Genomic DNA, 18,050 nt, shown 5'->3' on the forward strand with positions numbered 1-18,050 from the left:
GAGAACACAAGCGGAGGAGGCCACGCGCCGGGCCTTGGGGGAACGCACGAGGGAACACAATAGAGGGGACCATGCCCGATACGCACGTCTTGAGGTGAATCGGTGCCCGTGTTATCGAATCGACACTGTTGCACGGACTTTCACGCGAGTCAGTGGAAAGCCGCTTGTAGCTCTTCGATGCTGCGCCCATTGAGGCGGTAGCAGTGCTCGAATGCCTCGGTGTGCCGCTCCCGCGGCCACGACTGCAGCACCACGCCGCGCCCGTAATGCCGGGAGTTGACGAGTTCCCAGCGGTCTCCCACCCGCCGAACGGTGAACCCGGTTCTGGGCACGAGTGGAATCACCGAGGCAGACATCGACGCGGACCAGCCTTTCCTGAGAACTTCGAACCTCCCCGAAAGGCACTGTCGCATACCACACTCGCATTTCGGGGTGACGCGCCCTAGCAAATCCTGGGCATGTGGCAGGTGTCACCCGGCGAGCCGGGGCGCTCGGTGTTTGCATGTCGTTCGCCGACTGTATAAACACAGCTCGTGCACATTCACCGGGCCGAACGAGCGGATACGCTCGCCGACGCGCTGGCCGAGCTGCTCGCCGATCCGCTCGGCGATCCGTTCACCCCGGAGGTGGTGGCGGTTCCCGCCAAGGGGATCGAGCGCTGGCTGAATCAGCGGCTGGCCACGGTGCTCGGCTGTGGCGCGGCGGCCGACGGTATTTCGGCCAATATCGATTTCGCCGATCCGGCGGCCCTGGTGGCGGCGGTGCTGGCGGAGGCGACGGGGGTGGATCCGGAGCAGGATCCGTGGTCGCCGGAGCGGCTGGTCTGGACTCTGCTGCCGGTGCTGGACGGCGTGCTGGCCGAGCCGTGGGCCGCGGTGCTGGCGCGCCATCTCGGGCGCGGGGACGCGGGCGGCCATCGGGTCGGCCGCCGGTACGCGACGGCCGCGCGGATCGCGTCGCTGTTCGACAGCTACGCCACCCAGCGCCCGGCCATGATCACCGAGTGGGCCGACGGCCGCGACACCGACGGCGCGGGCCGGGCGCTGCCCGCGGATCTGGTGTGGCAGCCACTGCTGTGGCGGCGGCTGCGCAGCGTGGTCGGGGTGGCGAGTCCCGCCGAGCGCCTGGGCGCGGCGTGTGCGCGGCTGCGGGTGGAACCGTCCATCGTGTCGTTGCCGGAACGGATTTCGCTGTTCGGCGTGACCCGGCTGACCACCGATCAGCTGGAGGTGCTGTCGGCGCTGTCGGCGGAGCGGCAGGTGCACCTGTGGCTGGTGCATCCCAGCCCCGCGCTGTGGACCAAGCTCGCCGATGCCGAGGTGATCCCGAGTCCCGGTGTGCGCGTGCGGCATCCGCTGCTGGCGGCGCTGGGCCGGGACGTGCGGGAGCTGCAGCAGCGGCTGTCCGGGTACGACCACATCGACACCTATCACCCGCGCCCGGAGACGGCCGCGCCGCGCACGCTGCTGTCGGAGTTGCAGGCCGCGGTGCGGCAGGACCGGTGGTCGCTCATGCCGGAGCCGGGCCTGGCCGACGGGACCATCGCGGTGCATTCCTGCCACGGGCCGTCGCGGCAGGTGGAGGTGCTGCGCGACGCCCTGCTCGGAGTGTTCGCCGCCGACCCGACGCTGGAGCCGCGCGACGTCATCGTCATGTGCCCGGACGTCGAGCGTTACGCGCCGCTGGTGCGCGCGGCCTTCGGGCAATGGTCCCTCGACGGGGCCGAGCCCGGGCATCCGGCGCACGGGCTGCGGGTGCGGCTCGCCGATCGCGCGCAGCGGGCGGTCAATCCGGTGCTGGATGTGGTCGGCACGCTGCTGGAGCTGGCCGACGGGCGCGTCACCGTGACCGAGGTGCTGGATCTGTGTGCCGCCGAACCGGTTCGGGTGCGCTGCGGCTTCGACGACGACGATATCGAGCGGCTGCGGGAATGGGCCGCCGAGACCGGGGCGCGCTGGGGGATCGGGCAGCGGCAGCGGCAGGCGTTCGGGCTCGGCGACTTCGCGCAGAACACGCTCAATGCGGCGGTGGATCGCATCCTGCTCGGGGTGGCGGCCGGGGAATCCAGCGAGGACTGGCTGGATCTGGTGCTGCCGCTGGACGACGTGGACAGCAATGACATCGATCTGGCCGGCCGGTTCGCCGAATTCGTGGACCGGCTGGCGGTGTGCCTGCGCGATCTGCGCGGGTCCACGCTGGAGGAACCGGCGGGCACCGCACGGCCCGCGGCCGAGTGGGCGGCGGTGCTGGGCCGGGCACTGGACCTGCTCACCGAGATGCCCGCGAGCCAGGGCTGGATGGGTGTGCAGGCCCGCCGGGAACTGGCGACCGCGCTGGAGCCCGCCGGCGGGATTCCTTTGCGGCTCAGCGATATCGGGTCGCTGCTGACCGCCCGGCTGGCCGGGCGGCCCTCGCGCGCCAACTTCCGCACCGGCGAGCTGACGGTGTGCACCATGGTGCCGATGCGGTCGGTGCCGCACCGGGTGGTGGTGCTGCTCGGCCTCGACGACGAGGTGTTCCCGCGCGCGGGCGGCGTGGACGGCGACGACGTGCTGGCCCGGCACCGCTGTCCCGGGGATCGGGATCCGCGCAGCGAGGACCGGCAGCTGCTGCTGGACGCCATCATGGCCGCCGGGGAGCGACTCGTCCTGCTGCACACCGGATCCGATCCGGTGTCGGGTGCGCACCGCCCGCCCGCGATTCCACTGGCCGAGCTGCTCGACACGGTGCGCGCGCATGTCGGCGCGGCCGCCCTGGAGCGGGTGGTGACGCGACATCCGTTGCAGCCCTTCGATCGTCGCAACTTCCGGCCCGAGCAGCCGTTCAGTTTCGACACCGTGGCACTGGCGGGCGCGCAGGCCGCCGGGCGCTCGCCGCAGCCGCGGCCGTTGTTCCTGGGCACGCCGCTGCCCGCGCGCGAACGCGGCGATGTGGAGCTGGCCGATCTGGTGGCCTTCGCCGAGCATCCGGTGCGGGCATTCCTGTGGCAGCGCTTGGGCATCCGGGTGCCGGAGGACGAGGAGGAGATCGCCGATCGCCTCCCGATCGAGCTCGACGGCCTGACCAAATGGAACATGGGCGAGCGCATGCTGTCCGCGCGCCTGACCGGCGTGGACCCGAACGTGCTGCGCGCGGCCGAATGGCGGCGCGGCACCCTGCCGCCGTTCACCATGGGCGCGGCCGTGCTCGACGAGGTGGAGGGCACCGTCGACCAGCTCGTGCGGGTGGCGCGCCCGCTGCACGAGATCCCCTCCCGCACCGTCGATATCGCCGTGGATCTCGGTGACGGCCGCCGCCTCACCGGTACCGTTCCCGACGTCCACGACGACGCGCTGCTGCGCACCACGTTCTCGCGGCTGGCTCCGAAACACCGGATGGCGGCCTGGATTCGCCTGCTCGCGCTGGCCGCGACCGGGACCCACCAGTCGTGGCGGGCCATCACCATCGGCCGCGGCAAACACCATCGCCCCGCCTGGCAGTCCACCCTCACTTCCCCGACCGCGCCCCTGGCCCGCGGCATCCTGCGCGACCTGGTGCTGCTGCGCGACGAGGGCCTGTCGGAACCCCTGCCCATCGCCCCCTCGGCCTCGGCCACCTACGCCGAACGCCGCCTCGCCGGTGCCTCCGCCGAGGACGCTCTGCACGCGGCCGGACAGGACTTCGACGACCGCTTCGGCGAACACACCGACCGCTACTTCCGTCACATCCTGGGCCGGTCGCCGCGCTTCGACCAGCTCACCGAGGCCGCCGCACCCGCGCTCCCCGGCGTCGACTCCGAACCCACCCGTTTCGGCGATCTGGCACGCCGGCTCTGGAACCCCTTGCTCACCAACGAGAATCAAGGTCAGCCATGACCACCCCGAGGAGGAACCCCCTGCCCCTCACCGCGCCCGGGAGCCCCGAATGACCGACGACCTCTTCTCTCTCACCGATCCGGACCTGGCCCCCCGCCCGGCCACCCGCACGCGCCGCAGCAGCGACGGTCCCGCCGGTGAGAGGCGCCGCCGGGAGACCGCGTCCTCGATCGGCGACACCCCGGACCTGTTCGATCTGTCTGGCGCCGAGCCGGATTCGGCGATGCCGGGCGGCGAACGGGAGCGCGATCATTCCGGGGCCGCCGACGACGGGCTGTGGGATGCGCCCGCCGACGTCGGCGATGATGCTGGGCCGCAGGATGATTCGGTCGCCATCTCCGCAATTTCCCATCCGTTCGCGGATTCAGGGAATCGGTTCGAGCTGACGGGGCCGTTGCCGGTCGGGACCACCGTGCTCGAGGCGAGCGCGGGGACCGGGAAGACGTACGCCATCGTGGGGCTGGCGGTGCGGTTCGTGGCCGAGCTGGGGGTGGATGTCTCCGAGTTGCTGCTGGTGACATTCAGCCGGGCGGCGACGCAGGAGTTGCGGGAGCGGACGCGGGACCGGTTCGTGGGAGTGGCGGCGGCACTGGGGGATCCGGAGCGGGCGGTGACGTCGGGGGACGAGCTCATCCGGCATCTGGCGCAGGGGCATCCGGGGGAGATCGCGACGCGGCGGGAGCGGCTGCTGGCGGCGCTGTCGGACTTCGACGCGGGAACCATTGCCACCACGCACAGTTTCTGTCAGCGGATGCTGGACGAGCTGGGGCTGGCGGGGGAGCAGGATCCGGGAGTGCGGCTGGTGGAGGGGATCGAGGATGTGGTGTCCACGGTCGCCGATGACCTCTATCTGAGCCGGTACGCACGTGGCGGTACGCCGTTCGGGCCCGCCGACGCGCAGCGGCTGGCCGCGGCCGCGGTCGGGGATCCGCACGCCCTGCTGCTGCCCGAGGCCGAGGGCGAGGAGGATCCGGCGGCCGAGCGGGTGGCGTTCGCGACGGCGGTGCGGGTGGAAACGGCTCGGCGGAAACGGCTTTCGGGCCTGCGGGACTTCGACGACCTGCTGGTGCTGCTGCACGAGGTGCTGGCCGATCCCGAGCACGGGCCGCGCGCCTGCCAGCGCATCCGGGACCGGTACCGGGTGGCGCTGGTCGACGAATTCCAGGACACCGACCCGCTGCAGTGGGACATCCTGCGCCGCGCTTTCCACGGACACGCCACCCTGGTGCTGGTCGGCGACCCGAAGCAGGCCATCTACGCCTTCCGCGGCGCGGAGGTGCTCAGCTATCTGGACGCGGTGGCGCACGCCGACAGCAAGCGCGAGCTCACCACCAACCGGCGCAGCGACGCGGGCCTGCTGACCGCGCTCGAGCATCTCCACGGCGGTGCGGCCCTGGGGCACAAGGAGATCACCGTGCACAGGGTGGCGGCGACCAGGCCGTTCTCGCGGCTCTCCGGCGCGCCGGAGCGGATCACGCCCCTGCGACTGCGGTGCCTGCCGCGCAGTGGCGCGGGTCCGCTCAACAAGTCCGGGTATCCGACGGTCGGCCGTCAGCGGGAACGGGTCGCCGTCGACGTGGCCGCCGATATCGTGGGCCTGCTCGCATCCGGGGTGCTCATCGACGCGGGCACACCCGGCGAAAGGCCGATCGGGCCGGGCGATATCGCGGTCCTGGTCCGTAACCGGAACCAGCTGGAAATGGTGCGCACCGAACTGGAGGCGGCCGGTGTCGCCGCGGTGCTGGCGGGCGGCGCGAGCGTATTCGGCACGCCCGCGGCCACCGAATGGCTGTGGGTGCTGCACGCTTTGGAGCAGCCGCACCGCGCCGACCGGGTACGCCTGGCCGCCGGCACCGCGTTGCTCGGGCTGAGCGCCGAGGACATCGACGCCGGGGGAGCGGATCTGGTCGGCCGGCTCAGCGCCGAGCTGCGCGACTCGGCCCGGCTGTTCGCCCGCGCGGGCTTCGCCGCCGTCGCCGAAAAGCTCAGCGCCGAAACCAAATTGGCCCCCCGACTGCTCGCTCTCGAGGGCGGCGAACGCCAGCTCACCGACCTGCGCCAGATCGCCCAGCTGCTCGACGACGCGGCCCTGCGCGAGGGCCTGGGCCTGTCGGCGCTCACCCGCTGGCTGGCCGACCGGGTGCGTGATCCGGCCTCCGGCAGCGTTGCCGACCGCAGCCGCCGCCTGGACCGCGACGCCGCCGCCGTGCAGGTCGCCACCGTGCACGCCAGCAAGGGCCTCGAATTCCCGGTCGTGTACCTGCCTTTCGCGTGGGACGCGGCCAAACTGCGCAACCCGCCGACCCTGCTGTTCCACGACGAGCAGGGCCGCCGCGTCCTCGATGTCGGCGGTCCGGACGCGCCCGGCTACAGCTCCCGCCGCCTGCGCGCCGAGGCCGAGGAGCAGGCCGAGGAACTGCGCCTGCTGTATGTGGCCCTCACCCGGGCCGGCGCGCAGATCGTGGCCTGGTGGGCCCCCGCCTACGACACCCAGACCGCGCCCCTGCACCGCATGCTGCTGGGCCGCGAGCCCGGCAGCCCGGCCGTCGCCGACAAGGTGCCGGTACCCGCGGATTCGGTACTGCTGGAACGCATCCGGGAGTGGGCCGCCACCGCGGCACCGGGCGTGATCGCCATCGAGCCGGTGCGCGAGATCACCCGCGCCCGCCTGCCGATCGACGACACCGCCACCGCCACCGAGCCTTTGGCGGCCGCCCACTTCGGCCGGGCCCTCGACCAGGCGTGGCGGCGCACCTCCTATTCGGCGCTCACGGCGGGAGCACACGACGCCCTGCCCGCGGCCGATCTGCCCGAGGGCAGCGGCGTCGCCGACGAACCGGCCACCCCGTCCGTGCTCGCCGAGGACCTCACCGTCTTCGCGGGAGCCAGGCCGTCGCTGATGAATTCGCTGCCCTACGGCGCGGAGTTCGGCACGCTCGTGCACGAGGTCCTCGAATACGTCGACACCGACGCCCCCGACCTGGCCGCCGAGATCCGCGCGCGGGTCCAGCACGCGGTGAGCGAGCAGATGTTCGACGCCGACCCGGACGTGCTGTCGGACGCGCTGCTGGCGGTCATGCACACGCCGATCGGTTTCGGCACGCTCGCCGACTTCTCGACCCGGGATCGCCTGAGCGAGCTGGACTTCGAGCTCCCGCTGGCCGGTGGCGACCATCCGGTCGCGGCGCGGGTGACCGTCCCGCGCATCGCCGACCTGCTGCGCCGCCACCTGCCCGCCGCCGATGTCTTCGCCCCCTACGCCGACCAGCTGGCTCACCTCGACGACACCCCGCTGCGCGGCTACCTCACCGGCAGCATCGACGCCGTGCTGCGCACCACCGGACCGCGATTCGTGGTCGTCGACTACAAGACCAACCGCCTCGGCACCGGCGACCTCACCGTCGCGCACTACACCCACGAGCGCATGGCCGCGGAGATGATGCGCTCGCACTACCCGCTGCAGGCCATCCTGTATTCCGTTGCCCTGCACCGATATCTGCGCTGGCGGCTGCCCGGTTACGACCCGGTCGCGCACCTCGGCGGTATCCGCTACCTGTTCGTACGCGGCATGGTCGGACCCGACACCCCGGGCGGCTGCGGCGTTTTCGACTGGCTGCCGCCCGCGGACCTGATCGTCGAGCTGTCGGCCCTGCTGGCCGGGGACCCGGAGGTGGCGCGATGACCGCGATCCAGCTGGCGCAGCGCGGCACCGGCCCGCTGCAGGTGTTCAATGCCGCCGGGGTGCTGTCGGCGGCCGACGTGCATGTGGCGCTGCGGCTCGCGCGGCTCGGCGGCGAGCGGTCCCCGGCCGTCGTCTTCGCCACCGCGCTGGCCGTGCGCGCGGTGCGCTCCGGGTCGGTGTGCCTGGAGGTCCGGCGCATGCACGAGATCGGCGTCGACGCCGAGGGCGCCGAGGAATCGGCGATCGACCCGGCCACCCTGCCGTGGCCGGACGTGGATTCGGTCATCGCGGCGCTGCGGGTGAGTCCGCTGGTGACCGGCAGCCCGTCCGGGCCGCTGCGCCCGCTGCGGCTCATCGACCCGCCCGGCGCGAACGACTCGGGTCCGCTGCTCTACCTCGACCGGTACTACCGGCAGGAGGAGACCATCCGCCGCGTCCTCACCGAACGAGCCGCCACCCATCCCATGGTGGACGCGGAACTCGTGCGCCGTGAACTGGATCGGCTCTTCCCCGACCACGCCGGACCCGGCGAGCCGCCGGACCGGCAGCGGCTGGCGGCCGCCCTGGCCACCACCCAGTGGACCACCGTGATCGCGGGCGGTCCCGGCACCGGCAAGACCCACACCATCGCCCGGGTGCTGGCCCTGCTGGTCGCGCATCAGCAGGCCGTGCCGGGCGCGCCCGCCCTGCGCATCGCCCTGGCCGCCCCGACCGGCAAGGCCGCCGCCCGCATGCAGGAATCGGTGCGCGAGCAGGCGGGCGAGATCGGCCTGCCCGAGCTGACCGCCGCCACCCTGCACCGCCTGCTGGGCTGGCAGCGCGGCGGCGCGGGCCGGTTCAAGCACAACGAGTTCAACCGGCTGCCCTACGACGTCATCGTGGTCGACGAGACCTCCATGGTGTCGCTGACCATGATGAGCCGCCTGCTGCCCGCCGTGCGGCCCGACGCCCGCCTGGTGCTGGTCGGCGACCCGGACCAGCTGGCCTCGGTCGACGCGGGCGCGGTGCTCGCCGACCTGGTCGCGGGACCCGTTCCGGGACAGGCGAATCCGGCGCTGGAGCGCATTCTCGGCGGCGATCCGGCCGCCGCTGCCGCCCATCCGGACGCCCTGTCCGGGCGGGAGCGGGAACGCCTGCGCGGCGGCATCGTCCGGCTCACCCGCGGCCGCCGCTTCGGGGGGCGCATCGCGGAACTGGCCGTCGCGATCCGGGCCGGTGACGCGGACTCCGCCCTGGCCCTGCTGGCCGACGGCGGCGACGAACTGTCGCTCTACCCGCCCGACGACATCACCGACGTGCGCGCCGACGTCCTGCGCGCCGCCCGCGAGGCCACCGACGCCGCCGTCGACGGGAACGCGACCGCCGCGCTCACCGCGCTGGAATCCCATCGGCTGCTGTGCGCCCACCGCCAGGGCCCCTACGGTGTCGAACGCTGGGATCGCCTGGCCGCCGGCTGGGTCACCGCCGCGGGGATCAGCGCCGATCCCGGTGCCGGGCACTGGTACCCGGGCCAGCCGCTGCTGGTCACCGCCAATGACCACGAGGCTCGCATCTACAACGGCGACACCGGCGTCATCGTCCGCGCGGCCGACGGCACCCTGCGCGCCGCCCTGCAGCGCGGCACCGAGCCCTACCTGGTGCATCCCACCCAGTTCCCCGGTGTGACCACCGTCTACGCCATGACCATCCACCGCAGCCAGGGCAGTCAGTACGACACCGTCTCGGTCGTGCTGCCCGGACCGGAGTCCACGCTGCTCACCCGCGAACTGCTGTACACGGCCATCACTCGCGCCCGGCGGCATGTCCGCATCCTCGGCACCGAGGAATCCATCCGCTCCGGCATCGCCCGCCGTGTGCTGCGCGCCAGCGGCCTGCGCAACCGGGAATGACTCGCCGCGCCGACCTCGCAACACCTGGCCACCGCCGGAGTATCCCGCTGGTAGGCCGGCTCGCGGTGGCGCGATCGGCGTAGCGTGGACGGGGCCCGATACGGCTGTCGCCGTGGTCTTTCGGAGTGTGTGCGACCGAAAGTGGCGCGTGCGGCCGAAAGCGGAAGGTTGCCCATGGCCGAGTGGGAAGGCGAGCGGTCCACGGATGCCGTGGTGTCCGCGGACGGTACCCGGATCGCCTACGTGACCGAGGGAACGGGGCCGGGGGTGATCGTGGTCCCGGGGGTGCTGGCGATGGCGCAGGGGTACAGCGGGTTCGCCGACGCGCTGGCCACCGCGTTCACGGTGCACACGATCGAGCGGCGCGGGCGCGGGGACAGCGGTCCGCAGCGGCCCGGCCACGGTGTCGAGGACGACTGCGCGGATGTGCGCGCGCTCCAGGACGAGACGGGTGCGGCGTTCCTGGTGGGGCATTCGTACGGCGGGTTCGTCGCCCTCGAGGCGGCGCGGAACAATCCGGGCACCCGCAAGGTCGCGGTGTACGAGCCGGGCCTGTCGGTGGGGGGTTCGATGCCGTCCGACTGGATGGGTCCCTACGAGAAGTACCTGGCCCAGGGCAAACCCTTCGATGCCTTCGTCGAATTCATCCGTGCGATCGGCCCGGACGGCGCGCGCAAGGTCCCGCGCTGGATGTTCCGCCGCATGATGCCGATGTTCATGGAAGCGCCCGAGATGGACATGGTCATCGGGCAGCTGCCGCAGAATCTCATCGAGCACCGCCAGTACGTGCGGCTCGACGGTACCTACCACCACTACGCCGAGATCACCGCCGAGGTGCTGCTGCTCGAGGGCGACAAGGATCAGCGCGCGTGGACGGCCTCCGATCAGGAGCTGCTGGCCTCGGTGATCCCGCACTGCGAACGCGTCACCGTGCCGGGACTCGACCATTTCGGCATCGACAAGGGCGATCCGGATCGGGTGGCGGGCTTGGTGGGCGAATTCTTGTCGCGTTCGTAGTGGGTCTCGCTCACCGCGGTCGATAGGCTGGGGCTATGGCCACTACGCCCGAGCACGTCGAGGTGCTGATTGTCGGGGCCGGACTGTCCGGTATCGACGCCGCCTACCATCTGCAGCGCGCCTTCCCGTGGCGGACCTACGCCATTCTGGAGATGCGCGAGGCCAGCGGCGGCACCTGGGATCTGTTCCGCTACCCCGGGATTCGCTCCGACTCGGACATGTTCACCCTCGGCTACCGGTTCCGGCCGTGGCTGGGGGAGAAGGCCATCGCCGACGGCGGCTCGATCCTGGAGTACGTGCGCAACACCGCGGCCGAGAACGGAATCGACTCGCACATCCGCTACCGGCACAGGGTGGTTCGGGCGGAATGGTCTTCGGCGGACAACCGCTGGACCGTCACCGCCGACCATGACGGCCAGTCGGTCGCCATGACTGCGAACTTCCTGTTCAGCTGCTCGGGCTACTACCGCTACGACGAGGGCTACACCCCGGACTTCGCAGGCACCGAACGCTTCCCTGGCCCGATCATCCACCCGCAGCACTGGCCCGGCCATGTCGATGTCGAGGGCAAGCGGGTGGTCATCATCGGCTCCGGCGCCACCGCCGTCACCCTGGGACCCGCCCTGGTCGAGGAGGGCGCGCACGTGACCATGCTGCAGCGGTCACCCTCGTACATCATCTCCCTGCCCGACCGCGACGACCTCGCCGACCGCGCCCGCGCATACCTGCCCGCGCGCATCGCCTACGGCCTGACCCGCGCCAAGAATGTCGCCCTCAGCACGCTGATGTATCAACTGTCGCAACGCTATCCGAAGCGCATGCGGGCCTGGATTCGCGGCTTTCAGAAACGCTGGCTGCCCGATGGCTACGACATCGACACCCACTTCAACCCGACCTACGGGCCGTGGGATCAGCGACTGTGCCTGTCGCCCAACGGCGATCTGTTCCGCGCCATCCGCGAGGGTCGGCTGGATCTGGTCACCGACCGCATCGACACCTTCACCGAGACCGGGCTGCGCCTCGAATCCGGCCGCGACCTCGACGCCGATCTCATCATCACCGCAACGGGTTTGAACCTCATCCCCTTCGGCGGCGTCGAACTGGTGGTGGACGGCCGCAAGGTCCACCTCCCCGACACCATGGCCTACAAGGCCACGATGCTCTCCGATGTCCCCAACTTCGCCTTCGTCATGGGCTACACCAACGCCTCCTGGACGCTGAAGGCGGATCTGGTGTGCGAGTACGTGGTTCGCCTGCTGCGCCACATGGACGCCCACGGCTACGCCACGGCGACCCCGGTGCGCGACCCGTCCATCGGCACCGCGCCCTTCCTGAACTTCGAGCCCGGCTACGTGCTCCGGGCCCTCGACATCCTCCCCAAAACGGGCGACCGCGCCCCCTGGCGCCTCTATATGAACTACCTTCGCGACCTCCCCAAACTCCGCTACGGCCGAATCACCGACCCCGCCATGCGTTTCGAGCGGGCCTGACTCCCACGGAAGCAAATCCATTGCAGCTCAGGTGATCAGCTCTTCCCGGGTGGGGCGACTGACGGGCAGCGACCGCCCCGTCTCCAAAATCGACGATAGGACAGGCGGATGCGCGGCCTCGGCTAATTTCCTGGGAATTCGATGGCCGGATCCTGATCCGAGCCGAGCAGGAAGTGACCCAGGAACACGACGTCCTCGTCGAGCGCGTCGAACTGGGCGATGCGCACCGCCTCCGGTTCGAAGAACACATCGCCCGGCCGCAGCACGACCAGCGGTTCGCCCTCGATCCGGTAGGCCACCGAGCCGGACACGATACTGCCCACCACGGGACCATTGTGCGTGTGCAGGCCGGCCGCCGTGCCCGCGGGCATGGAGATGCGGCGGGTCTGGATGCGGTCGGTGCGCTTGGCGGGCGTCACCGTGACGTCCTGGACGATGGTGCGGGTGATGGCCGAGAAGGATTGGGGCGGCGTGGTTTCCGGCATGCGCCGAGCCTAGACCCGGGGCGCCGATGGCTGACCTGCCGGACCGGTCAGTCCTGGGTGGATTCGAACAACCCCGGAATCGTCAGCGCGTATTCGACATCCGCGCGCGTGCCGAGCATGGTGAGCACCCCGCGGATCATGGTCAGCCGGGCCGCGTCGATGGTGGCCTGATCGGGTTCGCCGTGCGGTGCGTCCGCGGAAATGCGGTAGACGACGAATTCGCAGGTCTGCAGTGCGGTATCGAGGTCGAGATCGGTGGGGGCCGGCCGCCCCAGGCCGATGATCTTGGTGCGCACCAGGTCCCGGATGTCGTCGATGGCCTGCTCGCGATAGGCCGACACCGGCGAGCCCGGATCGTGCAGTTCGGCGAACAGCGGCGCCAGCATCCGGCCGTGACCGCCCGCCCAGTGCAGATACGCCTCGATCATATTGATGCCGAGATCGACCGGTTGCTCGCTGCGTTCCAGCGCGGACCGGATGCCGCCGACCAGGTCCTCGTTGGAGACCGTGAGCACCGCGTGCAGCGGCTCGACGGCATTGGCGAAATAGCGGTAGAAGGTGGGCCGCGCCAGCCCGGCCTTCTCGATGATCCGCGCCACGCTCAGCCCGCGCGAACCCTGTTCGGCGAACACCTCGGCGGTAGCCAGCACGATGCGGGCGCGCACCTGGTCGGCCTGCTTCTCCGTCTGCGGCGGGCGGCCGCGGCGGGCCGGGGTGCCCTTGCCCGCCGGAGGGCTTGACATGGTGTGCGTCACGTCCATTAATCTAACATCAGTGTTCATGTAACACCGATGTTCAGTTAATAATGGGTTTCACCCGCACCGACTCCTCGAGAGGGCGACCAATGACGACTGCCCCGCAGCTCGCCGCCGCCGATGCGCTGCCTTTTGACCTGGTCCAGCGCCTGCTCGGCCACGCCGTCGCGGGCGGTGCGCCCTCGGTGGAGGTGTTCGCGCCCGCCACCGGCGCCAAGATCACCGACCTGCCGCAGTCCTCGGTCAGCGATATCGAGGCCGCCTTCGCCACCGCGCGCGCCGCGCAGCAGGAATGGGCGAGGGTGCCGGTCGGGGAGCGGGCCGCATTGCTGGGCCGCATCCACGACCTGGTGCTCGCCGAGCAGGACACCATCCTCGACATCATCCAGCTCGAGACCGGCAAGTCCCGGGTGCACGCCTTCGACGAGGTCTCCGACGTCGCGGTGAACACCCGCTACTACGCCGCCGAGGGCAAATCGATTCTGGCGCACCGCAAGCCGCGCGGCGTCATGCCGGTCCTCACCCAGGTGGAGGTGCGCAACCGGCCCAAGGGCGTGGTCGCGGTCATCTCGCCGTGGAACTACCCGCTCGCGCTGGGCGCCTCCGACGCGCTGCCCGCGCTGCTGGCCGGCAATGCCGTCATCGGGCGGCCGGACAACCAGACCGCGCTGACCCTGCTCTGGGCCATCGACATCGCCGAGCGCGCCGGTCTGCCCAAGGGCCTGTGGCAGGCGGTGCTCGGGCGCGGCGCGGTGGTCGGCACCGAGGTCATCGCGCGCGCCGACTACGTCGACTACACCGGATCCAGTGCCACCGGGCGCACCATCGCCCAACAGGCGGGGGAGCGGCTGATCGGGTATTCGCTCGAGCTCGGCGGCAAGAACCCGCTGCTGGTGCTCGCGGACGCCGACGTCTCGGCCGCCGCCAAGATCGCGGTGCGGGCCTGCTTCGCCTCCGCCGGGCAGCTGTGCGAATCGATCGAGCGAATCTATGTGCACGACACGGTGTACGACCAGTTCGTCACCGAATTCGTAGCCCACACAAAGAAATTGGGCCTCGGCAAGACCCTCGACTACAGCTACGAGATCGGGTCGCTGACCTTCCCTCGCCAGATCGACACCGTCAGCAAGCACGTCGACGACGCGGTCGCCAAGGGCGCCACGGTCCTCGCCGGCGGCACGGCGCGGCCGGACCTCGGCCCCTACTTCTACGAGCCCACCATCCTCGCGGGCGTGCGCGAGGGCATGACCGTCTACCGCGAGGAAACCTTCGGACCGGTCGTATCGGTCTACCGCGTGTCCAGCGACGACGAAGCCGTCGCCCAGGCCAACGACACCGCCTACGGCCTCAATGCCAGTGTGTGGAGCCGCGATACCGCCCACGGCCGCGAGGTCGCCGCGCGAGTGCGCGCCGGATCGGTGAACGTGAACGAAGGCTTCATCGCCGCGTGGGGCTCGGTGGCCGCGCCGTCGGGCGGGCTCGGCATCTCCGGCACCGGCCGCCGGCACGGGCCCGAGGGCCTGCTGAAGTACATCGACACCCAGACCATCGCGGTACAGCGGGTGCTGCCGATCGCGCCGCTGCCGGGCATGTCGGAACAGCTGTGGGCCAAGACGATGACGCTCTACCTGGGCGTCATGAAGACACTGCGGCAGAAGTGATGCCGCAGTTCATTCGACAGGGGTACAGAGGGGTATGAAGACCGTAGCGGGCAAGAAGGTCCTGGTCACCGGGGCAGCCATGGGCCTGGGCAAGTCGTTCGCGCAGCGCGCGGTGGCCGAGCAGGCCGCCGACGTGGTGCTGTGGGACGTCAACGAGAAGGCGCTGAAGGAGACCGCGGCCGAGCTGGCGGCGCTGGGCGGCAGCCGGATTCACCACTACGTGGTGGACGTGTCCGACCGCGACGCCATCGCCGAGGCGGGCGCGACCGTGCGCGCCGAAGTCGGCGGAATCGACGTGCTGGTCAACAATGCGGGCATCGTGCGCGGCAACGGGTACTTCTGGGAGACCGGCAACCGTGCCGACATCGACAAGACCATGGCGATCAATTCGCTTGCGCCCATGTACATCACGCTCGAATTCCTGCCCGCCATGGTGGCGAACAAGGGCGTCGAGGGCCGCGTCCTGAACATCGCCTCCTCCGCCGGGCTGGTGGCCAACCCCCGCATGAGCGTCTACGCGGCCTCCAAGTGGGCGGCGTTGGGCTGGTCGGACTCGGTGCGCCTGGAGCTCGAGCAGTCCGGCAACGAGCACGTGAAGTTCACCACGGTCTGCCCGACCTACATCAACACCGGAATGTTCGACGGCGCCAAGGGCTTCTGGTTCACCCCCATCCTGGACCAGGAGGAAGTCGTCGACACCTCCTGGACCGAAATGAAGAAGGGCTCCGCCCTGGTAGTCCTACCCTGGACCTCCCGCCTCAACCGCGCCATCTCCGGCCTCCTCCCGCTCAAGGTCCGCGACTTCTACCTCAACACGGTGGGCGTCTACCACTCCATGGACGAATTCACCGGCCGCAAATAGCGATTCGAGCCTGATCGGCTCAACGTAGGCGAGTCGATCAGGCTGGGGCCGGTGCCGCAGAATCTGCGACACCAGCCCCGTGCCATTCCCCGGTCGGGAGGCCGAAAGCTGGGTGAGCTATCCGCTGGTGTCGGAGGTCCGACGTCCCACGCCACCTCGGCAGCTGCCCTGGCCGACGCACCACTGTGCCGAGTACGGGACGTTTGTGGGTCAGCATTGACGATGGCGAGGCCATCTCGTGGCCACTAGTTGACGCGACGGACGTACAGCTGCTGAGTGGCTCGGGCAACTAGAACGCCTTGATCGGAAACGATGTCGGTGGTGTGAGTTGTGATCGACTTGCCGCCCTCGCTCGTGGTGTCATGGATCACCGCGACGTGATCGGAGGGAAGCGACATGGAGGCGGTCACCATCTCACGGCCGGGCGCGATGAACTCAATGCTTGCGGCGCTCGTCCAGACGCGATAGCCGCGCTCCGGTTGGGCCGGCCATACCGACCCGCCGACATATCGAACTCGAGGCTCACAAATCCCGAATCACTTTTGCTCACCGACGATTACGGCTAGGTAGTGGATCCTGGCCATCGCTCAGCACCATCACTGAACGCACGACCGAACGCGCTATGCCGCGTAGTCCGCGGCCCGAACCGGCCGGCGCGGGCCGGTGGAAGATCGATGGGCCCAGCGCCTCACAGGTGCCCGCACACACATGCCGATGAGCGGATGTCAGCGGGCAAATTTGGCGACGGCCTGCGCGGTGACCGGGGTGAAGAGGTTGATCAGGTTGCCGTCGGGGTCGCGGAGCAGCAATGACCGATTGCCCCACGGCATCGTCGTGGGCTCGTTGACGAAATCGTCGACCGTATCCCGCAACCGCTGGTAGTCGGCATCGACGTCGGGGACCAGGAACTCGATGATCGCGGTGTGGTTGTCGGCTGGGCGCGCGCTGCCGGCCGCGAACAACGCGACGGTGCGGGTGCTTCCGATCGCGAGGGTGCCGGCCGGTGTGGCGATTTCGGCGAAATCCGGTGTAGCCCAGGAAGCTTCGACACCGGTCAGGTGCTGATAGAAGCCGACCAGCCGTTGGATGTCGCCGGTGATCAGACGGATCGAGACGAGATTCATTTGCGTACTCCTGTTGTTGGTTGGGGCGGAGGCGCCGCCCGCAGGCCACGTTAGAGCCAATACCGGACAGTTTCCGCCCGGTATACATGCGAGAATTTCCTGATGACGCGCCCCACTGCCCGAGTGCTGGCACTCCTCGAGCTGTTGCAGGCCGGTGGTACCCATACCGTCGGCGAACTCGCCGGACGGCTCGGCGTCGATGAACGCACCGTCAGGCGATACGTCACCCATCTCACCGACCTGGAGATCCCGGTGCGATCGGTGCGGGGCCGCTACGGGGGATACCGGCTCGCCCCGGGGTACCGAATGCCGCCGCTGATGCTGACCGATGACGAGGCGGTGGCTGTGTTGCTCGGACTCCTCACCAGCCGCGGCGTCGGTCAATCGACAACAGCCGCCCACGCGGCCGACAGTGTGACGGCCAAACTCCGGCGTGTCCTGCCCGCACGTCTGACGGCGCGGCTGGACGCACTGATCAACACCGCCGAATTCACCGAGGATGCCCGCTCGGCGGTTGCTGTCGAGACCGCCGTCCTCCTCCGGCTCGCCGAGGCCACCCGCGAGCGCCAACCGGTGGCGATCGGTTACACCGACCGGAACGGGCGTCGCAGTGACCGGACCGTACACCCATACGGGCTCGTCGCCCACTCCGGCCGGTGGTACCTGACGGGGATGGACGGCAACAGTGACGACCTACGTCAGTTCCGGCTCGACCGCATCACGGCGGTGACAACACTGCCCGGAACGTTCACTCCGCCAGCGGGATTCGAGCCGACCGCGCATCTGCTGTCCGCACTTGCCACGGCGCCCTATCGGCACGAGGTATCGATCCGAGTGCAGGGCACCCTCACCCAGGTCCGCCCACTGCTCCCCGCGACGATCGCGACCGTGCACGAGATCGACTCACCCCTCCCTGACACCCACCCGTGGGTCCGGGTCCGAATCCGAGCCGAACAACTCGACTGGATTCCCCCCGTCCTGGCCGGTCTGAACCTCCCGTTCGTCATCGAACACCCCGACGCACTCAACGACGCTGTGCGCGCCCTGGCACGCCGACTCACCGCAGCCGCCGACGGTCCACCCGAAGCCCACCGGTAGACCCATTGCTGTTCTACAGCGGATTGTGCGGGATCGCACCGGTCGTCGGAAGCTCGGCATTTGCGTGCACCGCCCGCGGCCGTACGGCGCTCGGGGTACGCCTGGGTGCTCCCCATCTCGAGACGAGAGACGG

At 70.2% G+C, this 18,050-nt stretch carries 12 protein-coding genes; 8 read left to right on the forward strand and 4 right to left on the reverse strand.

Going from position 1 to position 18,050, the window contains the following annotated elements; translation table 11 throughout:
• Positions 1-149 precede the first annotated feature (149 nt).
• Positions 150-302, reverse strand: coding sequence for a hypothetical protein (locus ABZV44_RS04385; RefSeq protein ID WP_326361853.1), 153 nt, complete (start codon positions 300-302; stop codon positions 150-152).
• A 231-nt stretch (positions 303-533) separates the two neighbouring features.
• Here ABZV44_RS04385 and recC point away from each other — a divergent pair, with 231 nt between their 5' ends.
• From recC to ABZV44_RS04410, 5 genes are all read left to right on the forward strand, one after another.
• On the forward strand, positions 534-3,854 hold the full coding sequence (gene recC, locus ABZV44_RS04390; protein WP_354831914.1) for an exodeoxyribonuclease V subunit gamma: 3,321 nt from the start codon (positions 534-536) through the stop codon (positions 3,852-3,854).
• A 49-nt stretch (positions 3,855-3,903) separates the two neighbouring features.
• Positions 3,904-7,536: a UvrD-helicase domain-containing protein gene (locus ABZV44_RS04395; RefSeq protein ID WP_354831916.1), complete on the forward strand. Its 3,633-nt coding sequence runs from the start codon at positions 3,904-3,906 to the stop codon at positions 7,534-7,536.
• On the forward strand, positions 7,533-9,425 hold the full coding sequence (recD, locus tag ABZV44_RS04400) for an exodeoxyribonuclease V subunit alpha (RefSeq protein WP_354831919.1): 1,893 nt from the start codon (positions 7,533-7,535) through the stop codon (positions 9,423-9,425). Before ABZV44_RS04395 ends, recD begins: the two co-directional genes overlap by 4 nt.
• Positions 9,426-9,599: 174 nt before the next feature.
• On the forward strand, positions 9,600-10,442 hold the full coding sequence (locus ABZV44_RS04405) for an alpha/beta hydrolase (protein ID WP_354831921.1): 843 nt from the start codon (positions 9,600-9,602) through the stop codon (positions 10,440-10,442).
• Between the two features lie 35 nt (positions 10,443-10,477).
• Positions 10,478-11,932 (forward strand): NAD(P)/FAD-dependent oxidoreductase, encoded by a 1,455-nt coding sequence (locus ABZV44_RS04410; RefSeq protein WP_354831924.1) that lies wholly within the window; start codon positions 10,478-10,480, stop codon positions 11,930-11,932.
• 122 nt (positions 11,933-12,054) lie between these two features.
• Here the strand turns inward: ABZV44_RS04410 and ABZV44_RS04415 are convergent, their stop codons facing one another.
• Positions 12,055-12,417 carry a hypothetical protein gene (locus tag ABZV44_RS04415; protein WP_354831926.1) on the reverse strand — a complete coding sequence of 121 codons (363 nt, stop codon included), beginning with the start codon at positions 12,415-12,417 and terminating at the stop codon, positions 12,055-12,057.
• Between the two features lie 47 nt (positions 12,418-12,464).
• Positions 12,465-13,172, reverse strand: coding sequence for a TetR/AcrR family transcriptional regulator (locus ABZV44_RS04420; RefSeq protein ID WP_354831929.1), 708 nt, complete (start codon positions 13,170-13,172; stop codon positions 12,465-12,467).
• Positions 13,173-13,261: 89 nt separating this feature from the next.
• Between ABZV44_RS04420 and ABZV44_RS04425 the strand changes: the two genes are divergently transcribed.
• Positions 13,262-14,833, forward strand: coding sequence for a succinic semialdehyde dehydrogenase (locus ABZV44_RS04425; RefSeq protein WP_354831931.1), 1,572 nt, complete (start codon positions 13,262-13,264; stop codon positions 14,831-14,833).
• Between the two features lie 34 nt (positions 14,834-14,867).
• Positions 14,868-15,695 (forward strand): SDR family oxidoreductase, encoded by an 828-nt coding sequence (locus ABZV44_RS04430; RefSeq protein ID WP_354831934.1) that lies wholly within the window; start codon positions 14,868-14,870, stop codon positions 15,693-15,695.
• Positions 15,696-16,420: 725 nt separating this feature from the next.
• Here the strand turns inward: ABZV44_RS04430 and ABZV44_RS04435 are convergent.
• Positions 16,421-16,819 (reverse strand): VOC family protein, encoded by a 399-nt coding sequence (locus ABZV44_RS04435; protein ID WP_354831937.1) that lies wholly within the window; start codon positions 16,817-16,819, stop codon positions 16,421-16,423.
• 102 nt (positions 16,820-16,921) lie between these two features.
• On the opposite strand from ABZV44_RS04435, the gene ABZV44_RS04440 reads away from it, so the two are divergent.
• Complete coding sequence (locus ABZV44_RS04440) at positions 16,922-17,917, forward strand: YafY family protein (protein ID WP_354831939.1); 996 nt, start codon at positions 16,922-16,924, stop codon at positions 17,915-17,917.
• Positions 17,918-18,050 lie beyond the last annotated feature (133 nt).

The organism is Nocardia sp. NPDC004860, from assembly GCF_040609015.1.
In the GTDB taxonomy this organism is placed as follows: Bacteria; Actinomycetota; Actinomycetes; order Mycobacteriales; family Mycobacteriaceae; genus Nocardia.